Source organism: Sphingobacterium sp. PCS056, assembly GCF_023273895.1.
Lineage (GTDB): Bacteria > Bacteroidota > Bacteroidia > Sphingobacteriales > Sphingobacteriaceae > Sphingobacterium.
This window is the reverse complement of sequence record NZ_CP096883.1, coordinates 2,081,262-2,103,763: the sequence shown is the minus strand read 5'-3', so window position 1 is coordinate 2,103,763 and position 22,502 is coordinate 2,081,262. Positions and strand designations below refer to the sequence as shown.

General features: G+C 34.8%; 20 protein-coding genes. 9 read left to right on the top strand and 11 right to left on the bottom strand.

Annotated features, from left to right (window positions below):
- Nucleotides 1-17 precede the first annotated feature (17 nt).
- From MUB18_RS08630 to MUB18_RS08620, 3 genes are all read left to right on the top strand, one after another.
- Nucleotides 18-515 (top strand): peptidylprolyl isomerase, encoded by a 498-nt coding sequence (locus MUB18_RS08630; protein ID WP_021190473.1) that lies wholly within the window; start codon nt 18-20, stop codon nt 513-515.
- A 332-nt stretch (nt 516-847) separates the two neighbouring features.
- The gene (locus MUB18_RS08625; RefSeq protein WP_248755653.1) at nt 848-2,104 is read left to right on the top strand and encodes a S41 family peptidase; all 1,257 of its coding nucleotides are present in this window, start codon (nt 848-850) and stop codon (nt 2,102-2,104) included.
- 188 nt (nt 2,105-2,292) lie between these two features.
- Complete coding sequence (locus MUB18_RS08620) at nt 2,293-3,780, top strand: MAC/perforin domain-containing protein (protein WP_248755652.1); 1,488 nt, start codon at nt 2,293-2,295, stop codon at nt 3,778-3,780.
- A 148-nt stretch (nt 3,781-3,928) separates the two neighbouring features.
- Here MUB18_RS08620 and MUB18_RS08615 read toward each other — a convergent pair whose 3' ends face one another.
- The 7 genes from MUB18_RS08615 to mnmD form a co-directional block, all read right to left on the bottom strand.
- Nucleotides 3,929-4,984: a sugar phosphate isomerase/epimerase family protein gene (locus tag MUB18_RS08615; protein WP_045753771.1), complete on the bottom strand. Its 1,056-nt coding sequence runs from the start codon at nt 4,982-4,984 to the stop codon at nt 3,929-3,931.
- 252 nt (nt 4,985-5,236) lie between these two features.
- Nucleotides 5,237-6,610, bottom strand: coding sequence for a sensor histidine kinase (locus tag MUB18_RS08610; RefSeq protein ID WP_248755651.1), 1,374 nt, complete (start codon nt 6,608-6,610; stop codon nt 5,237-5,239).
- Nucleotides 6,607-7,293: a response regulator transcription factor gene (locus MUB18_RS08605; RefSeq protein ID WP_248755650.1), complete on the bottom strand. Its 687-nt coding sequence runs from the start codon at nt 7,291-7,293 to the stop codon at nt 6,607-6,609. The genes MUB18_RS08610 and MUB18_RS08605 overlap by 4 nt, the downstream gene beginning before the upstream one ends.
- 145 nt (nt 7,294-7,438) lie before the next feature.
- On the bottom strand, nt 7,439-7,927 hold the full coding sequence (locus MUB18_RS08600; protein WP_045753768.1) for a hypothetical protein: 489 nt from the start codon (nt 7,925-7,927) through the stop codon (nt 7,439-7,441).
- A 31-nt stretch (nt 7,928-7,958) separates the two neighbouring features.
- Nucleotides 7,959-8,369, bottom strand: a complete 411-nt coding sequence (locus MUB18_RS08595; RefSeq protein WP_094773293.1) for a Dabb family protein — start codon at nt 8,367-8,369, stop codon at nt 7,959-7,961.
- A gap of 7 nt (nt 8,370-8,376) precedes the next feature.
- Nucleotides 8,377-9,702 carry a hypothetical protein gene (locus tag MUB18_RS08590; RefSeq protein ID WP_248755649.1) on the bottom strand — a complete coding sequence of 442 codons (1,326 nt, stop codon included), beginning with the start codon at nt 9,700-9,702 and terminating at the stop codon, nt 8,377-8,379.
- Between the two features lie 920 nt (nt 9,703-10,622).
- Nucleotides 10,623-11,288 (bottom strand): tRNA (5-methylaminomethyl-2-thiouridine)(34)-methyltransferase MnmD, encoded by a 666-nt coding sequence (gene mnmD / locus MUB18_RS08585; protein WP_094773332.1) that lies wholly within the window; start codon nt 11,286-11,288, stop codon nt 10,623-10,625.
- 343 nt (nt 11,289-11,631) lie between these two features.
- Between mnmD and MUB18_RS08580 the strand changes: the two genes are divergently transcribed.
- Complete coding sequence (locus tag MUB18_RS08580; protein WP_248755648.1) at nt 11,632-12,882, top strand: dicarboxylate/amino acid:cation symporter; 1,251 nt, start codon at nt 11,632-11,634, stop codon at nt 12,880-12,882.
- Here the strand turns inward: MUB18_RS08580 and MUB18_RS08575 are convergent.
- Nucleotides 12,871-13,794, bottom strand: coding sequence for a lipid A deacylase LpxR family protein (locus MUB18_RS08575; RefSeq protein ID WP_248755647.1), 924 nt, complete (start codon nt 13,792-13,794; stop codon nt 12,871-12,873). The two genes, MUB18_RS08580 and MUB18_RS08575, sit on opposite strands and share 12 nt — an antisense overlap.
- Nucleotides 13,795-14,116: 322 nt before the next feature.
- Here MUB18_RS08575 and MUB18_RS08570 point away from each other — a divergent pair, with 322 nt between their 5' ends.
- The 4 genes from MUB18_RS08570 to MUB18_RS08555 all read left to right on the top strand — a co-directional run bounded on the left by MUB18_RS08570 (nt 14,117) and on the right by MUB18_RS08555 (nt 19,550).
- Entirely contained in the window at nt 14,117-14,527 is a 411-nt protein-coding gene (locus tag MUB18_RS08570) for a cytochrome c maturation protein CcmE (protein ID WP_045753311.1), read from the top strand.
- Between the two features lie 21 nt (nt 14,528-14,548).
- On the top strand, nt 14,549-17,020 hold the full coding sequence (locus MUB18_RS08565) for a heme lyase CcmF/NrfE family subunit (protein WP_248755646.1): 2,472 nt from the start codon (nt 14,549-14,551) through the stop codon (nt 17,018-17,020).
- Nucleotides 17,020-17,784: a Rossmann-like and DUF2520 domain-containing protein gene (locus MUB18_RS08560; RefSeq protein ID WP_248755645.1), complete on the top strand. Its 765-nt coding sequence runs from the start codon at nt 17,020-17,022 to the stop codon at nt 17,782-17,784. Before MUB18_RS08565 ends, MUB18_RS08560 begins: the two co-directional genes overlap by 1 nt.
- Before the next feature lie 215 nt (nt 17,785-17,999).
- Nucleotides 18,000-19,550, top strand: coding sequence for an FMN-binding glutamate synthase family protein (locus MUB18_RS08555; protein ID WP_045753308.1), 1,551 nt, complete (start codon nt 18,000-18,002; stop codon nt 19,548-19,550).
- Nucleotides 19,551-19,609: 59 nt separating this feature from the next.
- Here MUB18_RS08555 and MUB18_RS08550 read toward each other — a convergent pair whose 3' ends face one another.
- Nucleotides 19,610-20,056: a MarR family winged helix-turn-helix transcriptional regulator gene (locus MUB18_RS08550; protein ID WP_045753307.1), complete on the bottom strand. Its 447-nt coding sequence runs from the start codon at nt 20,054-20,056 to the stop codon at nt 19,610-19,612.
- A 173-nt stretch (nt 20,057-20,229) separates the two neighbouring features.
- Here MUB18_RS08550 and MUB18_RS08545 point away from each other — a divergent pair, with 173 nt between their 5' ends.
- Nucleotides 20,230-20,613, top strand: coding sequence for a hypothetical protein (locus MUB18_RS08545; RefSeq protein WP_045753306.1), 384 nt, complete (start codon nt 20,230-20,232; stop codon nt 20,611-20,613).
- A 6-nt stretch (nt 20,614-20,619) separates the two neighbouring features.
- Here MUB18_RS08545 and MUB18_RS08540 read toward each other — a convergent pair whose 3' ends face one another.
- Complete coding sequence (locus MUB18_RS08540) at nt 20,620-21,396, bottom strand: amidohydrolase (protein ID WP_248755644.1); 777 nt, start codon at nt 21,394-21,396, stop codon at nt 20,620-20,622.
- A 92-nt stretch (nt 21,397-21,488) separates the two neighbouring features.
- Nucleotides 21,489-22,457: a polyprenyl synthetase family protein gene (locus MUB18_RS08535; RefSeq protein WP_248755643.1), complete on the bottom strand. Its 969-nt coding sequence runs from the start codon at nt 22,455-22,457 to the stop codon at nt 21,489-21,491.
- Nucleotides 22,458-22,502 lie beyond the last annotated feature (45 nt).

Genomic DNA, 22,502 nt, shown 5'->3' with positions numbered 1-22,502 from the left:
CCCAAAAATCAAAACAAATGGCAATAGTAACTAATGACGTAGTAGCGTTAACTTACAAACTTCACACAATCGAAAACGGCGAAAAAGTTTTCGTAGAAGAAACAACAACAGAAAATCCTTTAGACTTCTTATACGGTGTTGGCATGATGCTTCCTAAATTTGAAGAAAACATCGCTGGCTTAAATGTTGGTGACACTACTGCATTTGAATTATCTGCAGAAGATGCATATGGTGAAAAAGACGAACGTGCTGTTGCCCAATTACCAGCAGATATGTTTAAAGAAACGGGTTTACCTCCAGTTGGAGAAGTTATCCCATTACAAGATAACCAAGGTAACCAATTCCGTGCTGTAGTTGTAGAAGTAACTCCAGAAGTTGTTGTTGCTGACTTAAATCACCCAATGGCTGGTAAATCATTACATTTCGAAATTGAAATTTTAAATGTGCGCCCTGCAACTGAAGAAGAGTTATCTCATGGTCACTCTCATGGTGTAGACGGTACTCAAGGTCACTAATACTGATCGAGATAAATAAAAAAAGCGGATGCTGGTTTTAAACTGGCATCCGCTTTTTTGCTATTGCTATTATTTGTACACCCCCTACTCTGATCTCCCAATCTAGTAAAATACAATAATACAAATTCTCACTTCATATTTATACAGAGCCTAATACCTAAAATTACAATATAAATCATTTAATTTTTTCAATATAATCAACTAAAACCTCATATTACCTTAAGCCCCAACTCTGCGTCTGTTTTCAATGAAAAAGTACTCTACTATTAGTTTTTTTCAAAATAATTTCCAACATTATTAGAAAACTAATTTATATTAAATAAATTTGCGCCATGTATAATTTAAATTTCAGATGTTTATATTCAATATTATTAATATTCTTTTTATTTTCCTGTAAAAAAAGCTCATTAGATGATAATAATCTTTCTCCGACAACAGGTGCTCGAAAAGAATTGACAATTGATTCCTTGTATCTATATGCCAAAGAAATTTATCTATGGAATGAAGCGTTACCAGAATACAGCACATTTTTACCTAGAGATCGATATAGTAACATAACAGCAGAAAACGAAGCCATTAAAAAGGAATTATTTGATATTACACAACTAAAAGTTAATAAAACAACAAATGTACCCTATGAATTTACAAATTATGGTTCTCCTAAATATAGTTTTTTCGAAGAAAAGACTACACGAGCATCTAAATTAAATGCTTATTCAAAGGGAACTAATATTGGTAATGAAATAGTAGTTGCTCGAGTCAATGATATATCTTATTTAGCTGTACATTCTTTTCCAGAATTGAATAATATCAAATCAGATTTAGATGAAGCTTTTTCAAAAATAGCATCTTCTAATTTAGGTACCCTAGTAGTGGACCTGCGATACAATAATGGTGGATATATTGAAACAGCTGAATATTTAGCCAATTTGATTGCTCCCAGTTTGCTTAATGGAAAGGTAATGTATTCAGAAATCTTTAATCAAACATTACAGTTCAGAAATACAAAAATACTGAAGAATCAGCCTTATTTAGACAGTAAAGGAGATATTGTTATTATAAACGGAAGAAAGGCAACAATGGCCGATGTTGATTATAGTGAAAAAGGAAATACCTATTTCTTTAATAAGAAAGGAAATTTAGAAAGTGTAAAAAATATTTATTTTATCACTTCTGCTATAACTGCATCAGCAAGTGAAATGTTAATAAGTTTATTTAAACCTTATTTTAATATTAAATTGGTAGGAGAAAAAACTTACGGAAAGCCAATTGGATTTTTCCCCATTCACATCGATAAATATTCCTTTTATTTAAGTAGTTTTTTAATTAAAAATGCCAATGGATGGTCGGATTATTATAGTGGTATGGATCCCAATATTAGAGTAGAATTACCTACTAATCCTACTTTAGGAGACCCAAATGAAGCCTGTTTAAAAAGTATTATTATAGATCTTTATGGAAATTCCAAAATAGCTAAACCATCGCAAAAGATTGCTAATAGAGAAATTCTTAAAATGAAACACCCGAGTAAGCAGTTAAATAAAAATGTTTTTTTTACTGAAAATAGATTAAAACTAAAAAATCAATAGTAGATATTCATTTCACTTTTTAAATAAAATTTAAAAAATTGATATACAAGTATTTAAAAGTACACTTTAGCGATTTAAAAATTTAAACCAAACACCAATTATTACTGCAAAATACAATGTTTTAATATAATATATATATATATATTTAATAATATTACGTACTTTTGCGCTAAATATTAAAACATATAATGAAAAGAAATAAATTAATTGGCGCATTGGTTCTTTCAATAGCACTTCTAACAAATTGTTCAAAAATTGATACTTCAACAGACTCATTATTGAACAATAATTCCAAAAATCAAGCATCAGGTGGTGATCGAGACTTTGATCTTTTGGGTTACGGCATTGATATTACGGGCAATATCTCCGAATTAGGAAGTCATTCAGATATTGGAATTATTGACATGAATATTTTTAGAATCGATGAAAAAAAATGGATCGATAAAAATACTACAACGGAAGGATATGATAATGCCTATTATGGAGTAACAGCATCCGATTATTCAAAGGAATTAAGTGTGAACAAGTCAATCGAAGTAAAGGCAGATGGAAGTAAAGTTATTAAAATACCATTCATAAACAACGATTCCGCAAGCAATTTTAGCGCAAGCTTTAAAAAAAGTACTGAAGATAAAAGTATTACGACCCATTCAAGTCGTTATTCTTATGCATCATTTGAGCATAAGCATAGGGTGAAAAGGATCCGCTTTACTGGGGATGTTAGTATGGATAAGTTAAAACAATCCTTAACCCAAGAATTTAAAAACAATGTTGCAGCTTACACTGCGACAGAACTTGTCAATAGATATGGCACACATATTTTATTAGATATCAGTATCGGAGGCATTATAAAAATAAACTATAATGGAAACATTACTACCGAAAGTCAATATGACAGGAAATTATCGGCAATAAATTCTGGATTGGGATTAGGAGTTTTGAAAATGTTTAATATTAATATTACTGGTTCAAAAACGAAGGAAGAGATAACCAAGACGAATCAGCAAATTTATCAGAGAGAATCTAAAGGAATCTACTATGGAGGAACGAACTCTGGACATACTTTTTCAATTGATAAAGATGGTAACACAAGTGAAAACTTCAGTTCATCAAGCTGGCAATCAAGCATTAATGATGGAAACGCAGCTTTAATAGATATTGATAGAGCTGTTTTTATCTACGAATTTATTACGGATCCGATAAAAAAAGCACAGGTTAAAGCGGCAGTTGAAAAATATATAAAAGATGCTCAAATTACAGAATTAGAAGAAGTTCCTGTAATTCAGTATTACTATTCAGCTCGCACAAATCACTTTTTTAGTACAGAAAATAAACCTAGTTTAGCAAATGGAAATTTCTTAAATGAAGGAATTGCCTTTTATGCATTTTCAAAACAAAAGGTTGGTACTGTACCCGTATATCAATATTTTGCATCTAAATATTCGGATCATTTATTTAGTAGAGAAAATAAACCTACTTTATCTAATGGGGATTTTAAAAATGAGGGAATTGCATTTTATGCTTACCCGTCTAATGTTCAAGGGTCTACACCAATTTATCAATATTATTCTTCTCAAGCAAAAGATCATATGTTTTCAACAGAAAATTCACCAACTTTGGCAAATGGAACTTTTAGAAACGAGGGAATCGCTTTTTATGGTGTGAAAACTAATTAACATAATTTCCATACTGTTAGGTCACTAATTCTGATCGAGATAAATAAAAAAAGCGGATGCTGGTTTTAAACTGGCATCCGCTTTTTTTATAAGTTCTAAAATTACAATATAAAATGGAAAACTCTTTTTCCCTTATATATTTTCATTCCTATTTGATACCTAAGATTTCTCTATTAAAATGATCATCTGCTCCCGATGCTGCAAAATCATCAAACGCGCGTTCAGTTACTTTAATGATGTGTTTCTTTATAAATTCTGCCCCTTCAGTTGCACCATCTACGCTGTTTTTTAATGCACATTCCCATTCCATCACTGCCCAGCCATCAAAATCATAAGCGGCAAGTTTACTAAATATCCCTTTGAAGTCTACTTGTCCATCTCCCAACGATCGGAACCGTCCTGCACGATCCAACCAGCTACTGTAGCCTCCATACATCCCCTGCTTACCTGTAGGATTAAATTCCGCATCTTTCACATGGAACATTTTGATGCGTTCATGGTAATGATCAATATAACTTAAGTAATCCATACCTTGTAATAATAAGTGTGATGGATCGTAAAGTAAACACGCTCGTGGATGGTTATTTGCAGCTTCTAAAAAGCGCTCGTAGCTCACACCATCGTGCAGATCCTCCCCTGGATGTATCTCATAACAAAGATCTACTCCATGCTTGTCAAATTCATTTAAAATGGGAACCCAACGATTCGCCAACTCTTTAAAACCAAGTTCAACAACACCGGAAGGTCTTTGTGGCCAAGGATAAACCATATGCCATAACAAAGCACCGCTGAAAGTCGCATGCGCATTTAATCCTAGATTTGCAGATGCTTTTGCGGCATATATTAATTGCTGTGTAGCCCATTCGGTTCTAGCTTTTGGATTATTACGAACTTCTGCCGGAGCAAATCCGTCAAAGAGCTGATCATATGCTGGATGAACGGCAATTAACTGGCCCTGCAAATGTGTAGAAAGTTCCGTAATTTCTAAACCTATCTCCCCTAATTTTCCTTTTATTTCATCCGCATACGTTTTACTTTCAGCGGCTTTTTGTAAATCAAAGTATTGTGGATCATTGGTCGGTAACTGTACGCCTTTAAATCCGAGAGATTTAACCCATTTACCAATATTTTCAAGTGTGTTATAAGGTTCCTCGTTAGCAACAAATTGGGCTAAGAAAATTCCTGGTCCTTTTAGTGTCTTCATAAATAAATCGTTTGCTAAATATAATAAAATTAAAAAATTAAATGAACATAAATTGCTTTAAAAACCATTATACTGTTTATAATCTAGCATACTAGTACTGAAAAAATCCATCTTACAGTATGATCTACTTCCACTTTATTATATATGATGCATGCTAACTCATAAATGTAATACGATGATATTGTTTCTGCTACACTACTTGAAGATTATGATCAGCCAGTGATCACCAGACTTATTGGCCTCATCCATGTATTAAACAATTCTATTAAATTGCACTGTAAAGGTTGAACCTTCACCAATTGCAGATTGAACAAATAATTGACCATCGTGCATATCAATGATTCGCTGCACAATTGAAAGTCCGATACCATGTCCATTTTGGTCTGGAGAAGATGCTGATCGGTAAAAAAGTTCAAATATATGCGGTAAATCCTCAGATGAAATTCCTCTCCCCTTGTCAGAAATATGTATTGTTGCAATCCCTTTATTGTACATGATCTCTACTAAGCAATGCTTATCAGCACTATATTTGCACGCATTCTCGATCAAATTAGCAAAAGCCACTTTAAGTAAATAGGCATTGCCCATTACCAAAATTTCATCTTGATCTTCACCAGCATGGAGCAATTCATAATCAAAAGATATGCTGACACGGTAATCCTTATCTTTATCCTGAACCAAAAATTTTGATTCAACTAGAATTTCGTCCAATCGCAGGGAACTAAAACTAACTTGTGAACTATCATAGTTCGCACGTGCAAAATCCAACAAGGAATTAGATAAAACAGTTGCTTCTTTAGCATCTAGTAAAGCGGTATCGATCGAATGCTGATAATCTTCCAAAGTAGTATTCAACTCTTTGGCAAGTTCCAGTTCAGCGATCATAGCGGACAAAGGAGTCCGAAATTCGTGTGATATAATAGAAACAAAATGTCTTTGGTTGTTGAACGATTTCTCCAGTCGATTGAAAGTCCCATTAAATGTATCGATCAATTCAGAGAGTTCATCCTTTGCTTCTCGATAATATACCCTTTTACTTAGATTATGTTCAGAGACGTCCCTAATTTCATTAATAATATGTTTGATTGGTTTTAGAATATATTGGGCAAAGAAAAAAGAAGCTATAAATATAAAAATAATGGCAACGATGTAAATACTAATCAGAAGTTGCTGTAAACGTTGCATATGGGCATAACCGGTCTGGTCATACGCATGTCCAATGAGATAGTATTGTTTGCCTTGAAAAGGATAATGCATCCCCATAAACAGCTCATCACCCTGATTCCAAGTCATAAAATTTTTATTTCGAATCTTCTCTAATAGAGCTCGATCATAATTTTGTTCGCCAAAGTCTACAAAGAGCTTTTGAAATTGATTGTCAAAAACTGTTATCTGAGCCTCATTGATCATTTTTTTATTTTGTTCATGAATCTGACGCAATTGCGCTTCACTCACTTTGGCATCAAAAATAAATTCTGCACGCCAAGTAATTTTATACCTCAACCGGTCTATAAATTCTTCCTCCCTATTTTTCTCGGAAAAGAAATAGATACTATAGGCAAAAAGAAATAGTATTGCCGCAGAAAATAACGTAAATACTAACGAGGTCCGAGAAGCTATTTTCATTCTTTACTTGATAAGATAAAACCATGTCCTGATTTGGTATGGATGAGTTTAGTTTCAAAATCTTTATCTACTTTTTTTCTAAGATAATTGATATATACATCAATATAATTAGTCCCAGTATCAAAGTTTTTTCCCCATACATTTCTGGCGATCTCATCTCTGCTCAATAACGTTTCCTGATGGCGCATAAAGAATACAAGTAGATCAAATTCTTTAGGGGTCAATTTAATGTCCATATGATTGCGTGTCACACTTTTACTCCTCAAATTGACCGATAGCAAATCATAATCTAAAGTTTCACTATTTTCCCAATCGCCAAACTCTTTGTTTCTTTTTAAAACAGCTGCAATGCGGACATATAATTCGCGAAGATCAAAGGGTTTTACCATATAATCGTCAGCACCGGCATCAAAACCTGCAATCTTTTCATCGATTTGACCAAGAGCTGTCAGCATTATAATCGGTATTTTAGGATAAATAGATTTCATGCGCTTGCTCAATTCGATGCCGCTCATGCGAGGAAGCATAATATCGATAATGAGCATATCATAATCAAGTAACTTCACCTGCTTTAAAGCAGATTCAGCATCAGGGGCAACACTAACTTGATAGTCTTGGCTCTTTAATCCTTTTTGTAATACCGAACTTACACGTTCATTGTCTTCTACGACCAATACCCTCATATAAACAAATGTAGATACTTTTTAAATAAAATAAAATCAACAAGAAATTGCTATGCATACTGTTATATACAGCATGCACAGCAAAATCTATCTTTACTTTGATCATTATACTATTGAAAAAATAGTATTTCTCCTATTGGCATCTCTATTTTTTCGAGTCATAACTGGCGACAAATAAATCATCGGCCCCTTCTTGTAGCGGTATGTATAAACGTTCCCAGCTTTTGGTATGAACCATTTCCCAACTGTGGCCTTTCCCTTTCAAATCTTCTGCGAGTAAGATCACTCCTGGTTTAATCAAAAATGTGGAACCATCACTAACTTTAAAACGGATTTTGCCTTTTAGTGTCACTACATATTGACGTCTGGGAGCAGGGTGAGCATTTTTTTCCCAATCCTCTGTTTTATTGCTAGACCAAAAAGTAGTTGTACTGGCATGTTTCAATGTTGGAATATATCCTTTTTCAAAAGAACAAGTTCCGTCAGGATTATTGATCAAGCGTATCGCGGGCATTTTACCTTCACTTTCTTCCACTTTTACCGATGTGATGTTTCCATGGTTTTCTTGTGCTTTTACTGATTGACCAATAAATGCTAAACTGACAAGCATGATTGCTTTTGAGATAATTTTCATTTTTTATTAATTTTAAGATCTATTATTATTTTTACAAATTTTCATATACACTGTCGTGAACCATCATACGGTCAAAGTAAGGCTTATACTGCGCTACCAAAGCAAGATGCTGCGGTAATTTTCCGTAAGCTTCTAATTCTTCGAGGCTATCAAATTCCATCGAGACATTGTACGTAAAACTATTATCTAAAACAGTACGTGGACTTGAAGCGGCAGGTCTACCATAACGTACATTTTTGACGTAGGGCAATTTTTTGAGTCCTTCAAAAAATTGTTTAAATTCTTCAACTTGCGTTACTGAAAGATCAGGTTTCAGCCAAAAAAGCAGATAATGAAAAAACACGGGTTTTACTTTTTTATGATTTGCTGCTAGTAAATTAGAACTTGTTACGCCCAAGACGCCTACAGTACCTAATGTTTGTATGAAATTTTTTCTTTTCATGTTATTATTAATTAAAATCTATTCTATATTTGAGGATAAAGGCCCATTTATGATCGGTGACCAAACTTTCTTTTGCTGCATTCATACTATAAATTGGTCTATTTTGAGCATCGAAGGTCAAGCGGCTACTATTTCCATGAAATAACATCGATATTCCAGCATCGTATATCGCACTATTATCTTTTAAAGCATTGTAGTTGGCAAGTTGTATGGATACTGCGGGCTGCAGTTGCAGGTTATGATTATTGGGGCTAAAATAGGGCAATGTACCTCCTATTTGAGCATAAAATGTATTACCCGTTCCTGCGGTAGGTAAAGCATTCCCAGCTCCATTTAAACTTGAATTGGCAGCCACTACTCCCGTAGCTGGATTATTTGTTCCAGAAAATCGGACATAATTGGGTCCGTAGTCATTATGCATAGCCATAGCATATGCACTGATAGACGTTCCTTTATCTTTATTGAGAGGCGCATCATAGAAAACATCGAGCGCAACACTTTTCATATCGTCGTTTTGTACTGCTTTATTAGCATCTAAATGCCATAGCGCATGGTTCATATATTCAAAACCTCCACCTACACTTAATACTTTTTTCTTCCCTAGATAGGTACCCGCATTAAATGGCGTTTCAATATTCTCCTTATCAAAAAATGCATATCTAAAGTAACCTGACACATCTTTACGGGCTTCATTTTTACTAAATTTAGCGACATTTAATTCCGGATCAGCATTTGTTGCCGTATAAGGGTCCGCCACCACCAGTCGGTAATCAAAACGTCCAAGTTGACCTTTAATATAAGCACTCATCTCCCGAACAGTCATATCTGTAATACCTGTATTTGAAGTCGCATATAAGGGAAGATCATAGAGTAAAGTTGCCTGAGGTCCTGTTGTAAAACGAGATAGTCCTCTCCAAGTAGAACGTCCAGCACCTACTGCAAGCTTAGGGCTAAAGCTATACTCTGCATATGCATCTAGAAGATCCATATAGGTATTATTTTTACTATTAACATTGACATTTGTGGGTCCCATTTGCAGTACGAAATACAAATTTTCAGTTGGTTTATACGTCATCTTGGCACGAATACGGCGCAATGATAAATCGGATACACTTCCTACTGGTTCATTATTAACAAGGCTTCCTGGATTTAATTGAGTATAACGTGCCCACAGTTCTGCATACCCACTGAAGCTCACATAACGAGTATGCTCCTTATTTAAATAATGGGTAAGTTTGGGATTTCCAAAATCATTTGTTTGTGCCTTACTTATTTGTACTCCAGTAAGACCAATGGTCAATAATAATGACGCAAACAGCGGCTTTTTATTCATGATAATTTGTCTTTAATATGATTCGTTTGTTAAGACAAATTTAGCTTGGAATAGAGAGGCAAATTATTAGAAAACTATTAGAAATATAGCTGTAATAATTTAAAAAGGTTAGCGAAACAAGTATATTTCAAATTTATAAAGATTTTATTTTTTATTGGATTGTTAACAGGAAATACGCCTTTAAACGATAATAGGAGATATTTTACTCGATATATTGGCTTTCTGTAATCGCTTCTTTAAAAGAAGGAGCTCCTTCTTTTAAAGAAGCGATCCAATCTTTCAAACAAGGGACACCCTCTTTCTAAAAAAGATCAGACTACCTACCAAAACGGTTCTATGTTTGTTTAATAACCTTGTACTTAGTGAAAAGAAAAGGATCAACTTTAATAGTTTTGTTTATTATTCTAAAAAAGTGATCATATCCTGAAAACAAACGATCATAGCTTGAAAACAAGCGACGAAAACTTATAAACAAGGAGCTAAACCTTACAAACAAGGGACTGCTTATTAATAAGAAGGGATTGCATATAGAGAAGAAGCACCTCAATGTTTACAAGAAGGGATCCCTTCTTGTAAAGAATCCAAGATAAAACCAAATAATCAGGACAATCTTTTCAAAAAGGGGTTACTTGTTGAAAAGATTGTCTTACTTCTGAATAACATGTGATCCCTTCTTGAGAAGAAGGGATCGCTCCGAACCAAGAAGGGATCCAACTTTTGCATACTATCTTAGGGTCTTGCAGCATGTTGAACATAAAAATTAGCACGCTAACTATTTTAATCACTGCTAATCCCTTCTTCTTACAAGAATACTTCATCATCATAAGAAGATGATGCCTTTATCATTTGTCGTTATGGGATAGAAAGGACGATAGCCCCATTTTGACCAGAAAAAGATCAGATAGGCTCGCTCTTCTCTATTAAATTTTTGTTGCCCGTAGCATTTCCCTTTTTCCTGGTGCACCAGGAGCTTTTTCAATCGTAAATCCTAAAGCCTTCATGCTTCTTTTAAGATTTCCAGTGATCGCATAGGTAACAAATACGCCTCCTGGCTTTATAAATTTAGCGACATGTGCTAATGCTTCATCTGACCACATTTCGGGTTGATGGACCGCAGCAAATGCATCAAAGTACACGATATCAAAAATCTTATTGGAGTTAAAATTCATCAATAAAGTATGATTGATATGTAACTGCGCTTGTTTGTTGATCTGCATGGTTCCAGTTAATGCGTCCTTATAATGCGAGATATAATTTTTCCAATCTTCCTCTGACACAAAAGCATCATAACCAATTTCTTGGATCACTTCTAGAGGTAATGGAAATCCCTCTATTCCAACATAATCTATCTCAACCTGTTTATCAGCAATGTAAGCTAGCGTTTGTGTAAAATTTAAACCTGTTCCAAACCCGACTTCTAAAATTGCAACTTTATCTAACTGATGCTGTTGTATATAATAATCAAGCCCTGTATGAATAAAAACATGTTTACTTTCCTGAACTGCACCATGTTTGGAGTGATAACACTCGCCTATTTGTTCATTGAACAATGTCTTTGAACCATCTCCTGTTGTTACAAATTCCATTTCTTGCATATGGAACAAAAGTAAAATAAATAGATCTTAATCGATACATGTATTCTAGTGTTATTCATCTTTATCTAACCTTAATGATATTAACAAACAAAAGGCTAGGACGATTGCCTAAATTATAATTGAAAGATAGACTTACTATACCCCCAAAAAAATATGGTTGGATAAAATTTGCTCAATCCTATAAGGAAAGATCCATATTCATCTCAATTTATATAAATTTCATATCGAGAATTTGAATATATATTAAGCTATTGATCTAAAATGTTAAGTGAAATATGCTATTAAAACATTTTTAATAAAACATATTAGAAAAAAAACTAATTTAGTCTTCACAATGACATATTCAATCAATTTATTCCTCCAAAATTATGGGAATATCATCCTACTTATTGTAGGTATTCTTCTAGGTAGTATTTTAGGGATATATCTACCCCAAGTGGTGGTTTATATCAAACCTATAGGTGATATTTTTCTTAATTTACTATTTGTAGCGGTTATTCCTTTAGTATTTTTCGCTATTTCTTCCTCAGTAGCCAATATTGAAGGTACAAACCAGTTAGGAAAGATAATTGGTACGATGAGTATGGTATTTTTAATGGGGGTTTTAATTTCCGCTTGCGCAACTATTGCGGTACTTTATTTTTTTCCTTTGGAGGCTCCACATGTAGCCGATGGGGCTCATCTGCTTGACAACAATCCTGATGATACCTGGAGCGATAAAATGGTTCGCTTTATTACGGTTTCAGAATTTGGAAAATTACTCTCCAGGGAAAATATGCTCGCCCTCGTTATATTTTCATTTTTAGTTGGCATTGCCACTCGAAAATCCAGTACCGCTGCACAACCTTTTCTCGCCTTCTTAAATGGTGGAAACGAGGTAATGAAGAATTTACTGATTTTAATCATGAAAATTTCACCCTTAGGTTTAGGCGCATATTTTGCCTATCAAGTGAGTAGCTTAGGTCCACAATTATTTGGTTTCTATGCTAAACCTCTAGGTCTTTACTACCTTTTTGGTACCCTCTATTTCATTTTGGGTTTTAGCGTATTTGCTTTTATTTCTAATGGAAAATACGGTCTAACGTCATTCTGGAAAAACAATATTGTACCCACATTGACTGCGTTAGGTTCATGTAGCAGCTTGGCCACGATGCCCGCGAATTTACTTGCCGCAAAAAATATTGGAATTCCAGATGCGATCGCAAATGTTGTCATCCCATTAGGAACAACCTTGCATAAACAAGGTTCGAGTATATCGTCTATTTTTAAAATATATGTTGCTTTTCTACTAATAGGGAAAGATTTCTTTGATCCTACTACGCTCATCACAGCACTTGGTATTACTGTACTGGTAAGCGTTGTCGCTGGAGGAATTCCAAATGGTGGATATATTGGCGAAATGCTTATGATTTCAGTTCTTGGCCTACCTATTGAAGCTGTTCCTGCAGTTATGATAATCGGAACGTTAGTTGACCCCTTAGCTACCATCTTAAATGCAACAGGAGATACCGTAGCGAGCATGCTTGTAACAAAATTTACGGGCAATAAATTTCAGGTGGCAGCCGTAGATTCCTTAGAATCTTAATCCATAAAATATAGTACCGTATTGATGTGTTTTATAAAGCATCTCTTTTGCCTCCCGCGATTGAAATACATAGGATAGTCCTAAAGATGATCTACCGTTTGCAAGCATAAAACCGATTTTATGGCTATAGATGATTTTTTCAATCTGATATTGTCCTTTGTTGATGTCTTGATGCCCCAACCCACCTTGAATAGTGGCATTATAACCATTAAAATAAACAGCAGGTACGTAGTATAAAAATAATTCGCGATCGTTTCTCCTGCTTTGCACATGCCCCTTTGTAAAAACCGAATGACTGAATGAGCGTAAGCTTCCCCAGCGTATAGGCAACCCTATATGCGCATTGATATGATTCATCCCTAATGTACTGGAGCTCACACCAGATATTTCAAAATTATTGTTTATCGATCTGTAAATTAATTTTTGATATTTCACACCAAGATCAACTCCAAAAGCATTCGATATTTCCTGATCCCAACCTGAAACTTCATACATCTTAAATACTTGATGAATTACTTGTTGGACTTCCTTTCCTTTTGCAAGTGGGCCAACTTGACCTAATTCTACTTTTAAACTTAATACTTGATCATCATTATAAAACTGATTCAATTCTCCGGACAAATATAAATAACCGGCAAAAGGACGATCCCACTGTAAAGACTTTGTCGTATATAAGTTAATCCCATTGTACATTTTTTGTCCAAATTCTATATCCAGTACCCGATTTTTTAGTCGAGAAGTATCCGACCTTAGCCCCAATCGATAGTTGATGTTAATTCCATTTGTATAATAACGATCCTGAGAAGTCAGCAAATAAACATCATTATCATTTTGAATAACAACTTCATGCCGTATATTTTTTGTTTGTGACCATGAATGCTTGACACTACATATTGCTAAACATACATACATGAAAGACAGAATAATTATTTTGATGCTATTCAACTGATTGTAAAAATTAAGATATAAACTAAATTAAAAATATTTAACAAGATTCTAGGTATCTCGTGCAGAATCATTTAAAGATATGTTTTCGACAACAAGTAATTATTTAGAAAGGTTATAAATAAACTATCAGAGTTGCAAATTTAGTTACTTCGCCAATCTATTTGTAATTTTGTAGTCGATAAGGTGTTAAATTTTTTAGAATGAAACCTTCATGAGCTTAAATCAGCTCATCAATAAACATGAATAACTGTTCATAAATGATCATGAACATTAAAAAATTACTCGAATGAAAAAAAGTTCCATTGTTCTAATCGCCATCATTGCTGTTGCTATTGCTATGATTCTTGTTATTTACACAGATTCAAGTACATATTCAACTTTTACTGAAGCGAAAGAGAAAAAGACAGAGCTCTATGTTGTAGGTGTACTTAATAAAGAAAAAGCGTTGCATTACGATCCAAAAACAAATGCCAATCACTTTTCATTTTACATGTATGACAACGATAGTACTGAATGCGTCGTGGTATTCAATGGTTCAAAACCACAAGATATCGAACGTTCAGAACAGATCGTGTTAACAGGAAAAATGGATGGCGATGTATTTCACGCATCAAAAATTTTGATGAAATGCCCTTCAAAATACAACCAAGATCAGGTTGAAGTTATCGAAACGAACGCAGTAGCTTTTAATAAATAATATTTCATAATCACCTCATAAATGGACGTAAACTACGTAGGCGAGAATCTATTGCCTGGAAAAATAGGTCAATTTTTCGTTATTCTCTCATTTGGAACAGCACTACTTTCTTTCATCAGTTATTATTTTGCGACAACTAATACGAATAAAGAGGACAAATCTTGGTTAAAGATCGCTAGGATCTCCTTTTGGATCAATGCCGTTTCAATTCTTGCAATTGGGTCGACATTATTTTACATCATATACAATCATTTATTTGAATATCATTATGCTTGGGCCCATAGTTCGAAAGCACTTCCAACGCATTATATCATTTCCAGTTTTTGGGAAGGTCAAGAAGGTAGTTTTTTGCTTTGGATGTTTTGGCAAAGTGTATTAGGATCAGTCCTACTGTTTAAAGCAAAGGATTGGGAAGGTCCAGTGATGACCTTTATCATGCTGTGTCAAGTATTCTTGGCTTCGATGATAGTAGGGGTTCAAATTTTTGGATTTCACTTCGGTAGTTCGCCTTTTATCTTATTAAGAGAGGCTATTGAAGGACCAATTTTCAGTCAAGCTGATTACCTTTCCTTAATTCCCGATGGTCGAGGCTTAAATCCGTTATTACAAAATTATTGGATGGTGATCCACCCTCCTACCCTATTCCTAGGGTTTGCTTCTATGGTTGTTCCTTTTGCATACGCAGCTGGAGCACTTTGGACCAAACGTTACAAAGAATGGATCACACCTGCATTGCCATGGGCGCTTTTTGCGGTTATGATTTTGGGAGTAGGTATTATTATGGGTTCTTTTTGGGCGTATGAAGCCCTTAACTTTGGTGGTTTTTGGGCTTGGGATCCAGTAGAAAATGCTTCTATTATTCCTTGGTTTACATTAATTGCTGCTGTCCATGTCATGATCGCATACAAAAACTCCGGTCATTCTTATTTCACTGCCACATTTTTAGCATTGGTGAGTTTTGTACTGGTTATCTATGCATCATATCTAACAAGAAGTGGTATTCTTGGAGAAACATCTGTTCACTCCTTTACAGATCTGGGTTTAAACGGACAGTTGATCGCATTTAATGCCACATTCTTTGTCATTATGGTTGTAGCCTTGGTTGTTCGGAAAAAACATATGCCCACAACACAAAAGGAGGAAGATATCTATTCTAGAGAATTTTGGTTGTTCATCGGCGCTTTAGTACTGACTGTAGCCTGTGTTCAAATGATTTCGTCCACATCAATCCCCGTCTTTAATGCTATTTTTGGAACCAAAGTGGCTCCTCCTTTAGATCCTATCCAACATTATAATAAATGGCAATCAGGTTTTGCTGTTATTATTATGATTTTAACATCTATTACTCAGTTTTTAAAATATAAAAAAACAGATCCTAGAAAATTTTTCGCATCTACTATTGCCTCCTTAATCGTTGCGGTTGTATTGACTGCTGTCGTTTCTTATATCACTAAAACATATACAAACCTCATTTTCATATTGATTACTTTCTCTTCTTTATTCTGTATTCTTGCTAATATCCGTGTATTAGCCGATGCTATAAAAGGGAAATGGAAATTAGCGGGTTCGTCTGTAGCACATATTGGCTTTGGACTGTTATTAATTGGAGCTATGGTAGCTGCTTCCACAAACGAAGTCATCTCCATCAATAACACCGGTTATATCGCGGTATCAGGGTTTGATAAAGTGGAGAAACCTGGAGATAACTTGTTTTTAACAGAGGGAGAGCCTGTTCAAATGGGTGATTACCGTATTACCTATATCGGTGATAGTGTTGCTCAACCTAATGTATTTTATAAAATAAAATACGAAAAAATTGATGAAGAAAGTGGAAAAGTCGAAAGTTCATTTGTACTGATGCCATTTGCTCAAAATAATGAAAAAATGGGAGGATTGATTGGTACTCCAGCAACTAAACATTACTTTACTCATGATATTTACACCCTGATCACAGCTGCGGCTTCGGATCAGCAGGCAAAAAATGCGAATATTCCTGCCGAACAAAAAACGGGTTTTGAAGATTATGAAGAACCTGCAACTTATGAGGCTAACGTGGGCGATACACTCCGTTATAGAAATGGATTTTTCGTTATCGAAGGGGTTAATCGAAACGCACACTTAGAGAATATACCAAAAGGAGATAAAGATGTGATCGTCGGGCTGAAAATTAAAGTGGTGGCTTCTGACAACAAAGAGTACCATGTAGAGCCTATATTCTTAATTAAAGACGGTACTTCTTACGATTTTAATAAGGATGTGAACGAACAAGGATTACGCTTCCGTTTTTCGAATATCTTGCCTAAAAAAGATAAGCTAGAAATTATGGTCTATCAAAAACCATTACCAGAGAAAAAATGGATTGTTTTCAAAGCAATTAAATTCCCATATATTAATTTCTTCTGGTGTGGAACAATCGTGATGTCAATCGGATTCTTCATGTCTATATTTAGAAGAAATAGTGAAGCAAAACGATTAGATAAAAAACAAAGCTAATGGATATTGTCATCTTAGGAAGTGGAAATGTAGCAACTCATTTTGGACAAAACTTTCATCATCAAGGTCACAAAATAAAACAAATATTCAGTCGACAAAAGGCCAATGCACAAGCATTGGCCTTTGCTGTACATGCGAACAGCATAAGCGAGATCTCTGAAGTGCAAAGAGATGCAGATTTATATTTGATAGCCATATCAGATCAAGCGATCAGTTCCTTGATCATAGATTTCCCAGCAGATGTATCAGGCATTGTTGTGCACTGCTCTGGAGCAACTGAGATGGACATATTACATCAGTTTAAGCACTACGGAGTCATTTATCCTCCACAATCTATTTCTAAAAATGAAGATTCGGACTTCAGCCACATTCCATTCTGTATCGAGGGGAATACACCCAAAACACAGGACACTTTATTAACACTCATGCATACCATAGCGCCTAAATCTTTTGCATGTAGCACAAGTCAAAGATTAGCGATTCATGTGGCATCGGTATTTGCTAATAATTTTACGAATGCACTTTTCCAGATCAGCTATGAACTTTTGCAAAAGCATGATTTACCCTTTGATTTAGTACGACCAATTATTCTTGAAACAGCAAAAAAAGTACAAACAAAGATTCCAAAAGAGGTTCAAACCGGACCTGCTGTTAGAAATGACAAAATAACGATAAAAAAGCATTTAAATTTTATCAGAGAACAGGATGATTGGAAACAAATCTATCAACTATTATCACAAGAGATTGTGAAAAGAAAAAGCTAAATATCATTTCTTTACCAAGATTTTAAATCTTCTTCATACCTGCCAATAATTTTCGTTTACAACAAGTAACTTAGTACTTTTGCTTTGTCAAAATCGAACATTGGTTCAATATTTGAAAGTATAATAACATTAAAAAATGTATCACGCCAGTCCAACACATTTGATTGGTCAATGATCAAATTTTATTCAAGTAGAGTCTAAATATTATTTAAATTATGACCGTTAGAAAATTAATTCTTGGCACCATGACTGTAATCAATTTGATTATAATCTCCTTTGGTCTTATTTTTACACCACAGTGGTTTTGGTTATTAGTCATTCCAATGCCTCTTTTATTTGTAGCTATATATCATAGTTTCCAACATAAACATGCTATTTTACGCAATTATCCTTTAGTAGGATATTTCCGATATTTCTTTGAGTCTATTCGTCCAGAATTACGTCAATATTTTTGGGAATCTGACACCGATGGCCGTCCCTTTAACAGACGTCAACGTTCAATAGTCTACCAACGTGCAAAAAATCAAAGAGAGACTGTTGCTTTCGGTATGCAAACCGATCCTCAAACTGTAGGAAATGAATGGGCTGCACACTCTGTCTTTCCTTGTCATATTGAAAATCATGATTTACGGACTGTAGTAGGAAATGAATCATGTAAACATCCCTATAACTTAAGCGTCTTTAATATTTCTGCAATGAGTTATGGTGCATTGAGTAAAACAGCCATTACAGCTTTAAACAAAGGTGCTCAACTACAAAATTTCGCACACAATACGGGTGAAGGTGGTATAAGTGAATATCATAACAGTGGTGGTGACTTGATCTGGCAAGTGGGTACAGGTTATTTTGGATGTAGAACCCATGATGGTAAATTTGATCCTGAACTTTTTAGAGAAAAAACAGCTCGTCCAAATATCAAAATGATCGAGTTGAAAATCTCCCAAGGAGCAAAACCTGGCCACGGAGGTATCCTACCTGCAGCTAAAAATACTCCTGAGGTTGCGGCGATACGTCACGTCATTCCGGGGACAGATGTGATGTCTCCACCGGCACATAGTGCATTTTCAAATCCTATTGAAATGATGGAGTTCATTTATAAAATGAAGGAATTAAGTGATTTCAAACCTGTAGGATTCAAAATGTGTATCGGTGACAAACAAGAGTTTATCGAAATCTGCCGTGCTATGCAAACGACACAGATCTTCCCTGATTTCATTGCTATTGATGGCTCTGAAGGTGGGACCGGAGCTGCACCACTTGAATTTACAGATAATCTAGGTATGCCGTTATATGATGCATTAGCATTTGTAACAAAAACTCTTATTGCATTTGGCTTAAAGAAACATATCAAACTACTAGTATCCAGTAGAATTGTGACCGGTTTCGATTTATTAAAAGTCATTGCGCTTGGAGCAGACGCTTGTTATAGTGCAAGAGGTATGATGTTTGCATTAGGCTGTATTCAAGCTTTAAAATGTAACGAAGATACTTGTCCTGTTGGTGTTGCAACACAACAGCCACATCTATACAAAGGATTAGATGTGAATGACAAATATGTGCGTGTTGCACAATTTCACCGCAATACTTTACGTGCAACAGTAGAAATTATGGAAGCTTGTGGTTTCAAAACTTTATCTGATGTCAGTGCCGACAAGTTTTTTAGAAAAGTTGATGCGGTCAATACGTTAAGTTTTCAAGACATCTACTTTGGTAGAGAAGGACGCCTGATCGAAAGTCATACCGATTTTGAAGCAAAAATGTTTTAAATAAAACAGCAAGAGGAAATAAAAACAGCAGGGGTATTATCATAAAACCCCTGCTGTTTTTATTTCCTCAAATTACAAATAACTTGCTGTAAGGTAACTTGTGCAATACTAATAGTCTCAGCACATACACCTTCAAGCGCTTCAGCAATGGTCTTATTGGCTTGTTGCATGCCAACATCTTTTAGTTTGCGTGCTGACTTTGTCAAATAAATCAAATTGGATCTACGATCCTCCTTGTCGTTAACACGGATTACTAGATTTAATTTTTCCAAATTATTAATCAGCCTAGTGATGCTCGGTTTATCTCGGAAAGTTCGTGTGGCTAACTCTTGCTGCGTAAGTCCCTCCTCTTGCCATAAATTGTACAAAATACTCCATTGCTCAGCCGTAATATTGATTCCCACATCTTTTAAATTACGCTGCATTCTACGTGATATGGCAGTAGTCGCTTTTCCCGTTAGAAAATCATAGAATTCTATCTTTCCAATTAAATCTTCATTAAGCATAATAATTAAAGTCTTTTTAGGTTATACTATATCGTACTTTTTAACCAACTGTTACTTATTTCAAAAAAAATTAATGAACTAGAACGCGTTAGTCAAATAGGTTTATATTTATAAATATAAAGTTTTACACGGTATAACAAAAATTAAATTGTTTTTTTTATTATCTTCATGCTATGGAAAAGTTGGTACCCCTATTAATTGCATTAGCAATCTTTGGTTTTAAGTCATATCAAAACTATATGAAAGAACAAGAGGCTGCCTTAAAAAGAAGAAAAGGTATTGCCCCTGATCCTGCGAAAACGAAACAGCAGCCTGCTACGTATAAATCTATTCCGCAAAAAACACCAGCAGTTTCTCCAGCACCATTTTATTCTGAAAAAATTAAAGAAACAAATGAAATCCAACGATTTAAGAAAGAAAGAGAAGAGCATCGTTTGGCAGTAAGCAAAAAAGCTAAAGCGTCAAGCTCTGAACAAAAAGAAAAAACTATCGCGGAAGATTTTGATCTTAGAAAAGCAGTTATTATGTCTGTAATATTGGATAGACCATACAAATAACAACTATTAATCTATATTGAAGCTATCTGCATCTTGCAGAAATGGGAATGATTTTCTGGCTTCTTGAAGATCTCGAGGTTGAATCGTAAATGTATATAAATCCTCATCTTCAGGTTTATAATATACCACATCCCCCAATGGAGAAATACACATTGAGCCTCCAGAGTAATAGATGTCATTGCCATCATGTCCCACGCGATTCACACCAATAACAAATGCTTGATTTTCAATAGCACGCGCCGGAATCAATGTACGCCAATGAGCCGAACGTTTATCTGGCCAATTGGCAGTATACACCAATAAATCATAAGCTCCACCTACATTTCTAGACCAAACTGGGAAACGGATATCATAACAAATCATAGGACAAATATTCCATCCCTTGATATTAACGACAATACGTTCACGCCCTGCTGTAAAGTATTGGTCCTCTCTTGCCATTGCAAACAAATGACGTTTATCGTACTTTACATACGTACCGTCGGGAGACATCCATACAAAACGATTGAAATATTTTCCATTCTCCACAATGATCAAAGAACCTGCAACAACACAGTTTAAAGTCTGAGACATATGGAACATCCATTGCATCGTCTTACCATCAGATGTCTCAGCACACTTATCAACATTGTTGGTAAACCCCGTGTTAAACATCTCTGGTAGGATAATGAGATCCGTTTTTTCTCTCAAATTTGAAAGTTTAAGCGCAAGATTACTCAAGTTTTTTTCTATATTTTCCCAAAAAATATAAGCTTGAAAGATTGTTACTTTTAACGGTTCCATTTTTAGTTGTTTCGTATATTATGATGAACTAAGTCTACAAATTAAGAATTTTTTTACCAAATAAAGATAAAATAGACAAATAATAGCGCTTTCTACTGTTCTCTGATGAGGAGTTGATTTGATAATGTTATTAACGTATTCTTTCTATCATTTGGTATATCGATCGCAGATAATCTTTCAAATGCAAGTTGTGTATAAGATTCTTTCAATTGATCTGCAAGTGATTTTATGCTATATTTTTGATATAATGTCAACATGTCCTTCAATTTCTCTGGATTATCTGCCCAGGTAGAGTTTAATAAGTTTTGTAAGGAGTTTCGATCTTCTTCTTTTATGATTTCCAATAATTTGACCAATAGATAGGTCTTTTTATTGATCAAAATATCGCCACCTACTTGCTTACCAAAAGTTTCTGGATCTCCATAAGCATCTAAAACATCATCTTGAAGTTGAAAAGCAATACCGATATATTCACCAAATTCATAGATCAATTTTTGATCATGAAGACTTGCATCAGCTAAAATTGCACCCATTTGCAATGCTCCTCCTAATAATACAGAGGTTTTCAATCTAATCATTTCAATGTACTCTTCCATGCTGATTGCATCAGCATGTTCATAATCCATATCCATTTGTTGTCCTTCGCAGACCTGCATCGCAACACGATTGAAGGTTTTTAATAGATCTGCAATATAAATTGGGTCGCAATTTGCCAATTCATCATACGCTTTCACTAACAGCCCATCTCCTGAAAGAATGGCTACACTTAAATTCCATTTTTCGTGCACGGTCTGTTTCCCCCTACGTAGCGGTGCCTGATCCATGACATCATCATGTATAAGTGAAAAATTATGGAAGTACTCGATCGATTTTGCAGCAGGTAAGGCATCTGTAATTTCTCGTATACCAAACATTTCAGCAGCCAATAAGGTTAAAGTGGGCCTAATACGTTTACCTCCTAAACTCAAAAAATAACGAATTGGATCGTAAAGATTAGCGGGCTGATTCGGAAATTGACTGTTTTGAATCGAGTCAACGATTAATTGTTGTAAATGCTGCATATTATCTAATCATCATCTCCTTAAGATATGCGAAGATAAGAATTA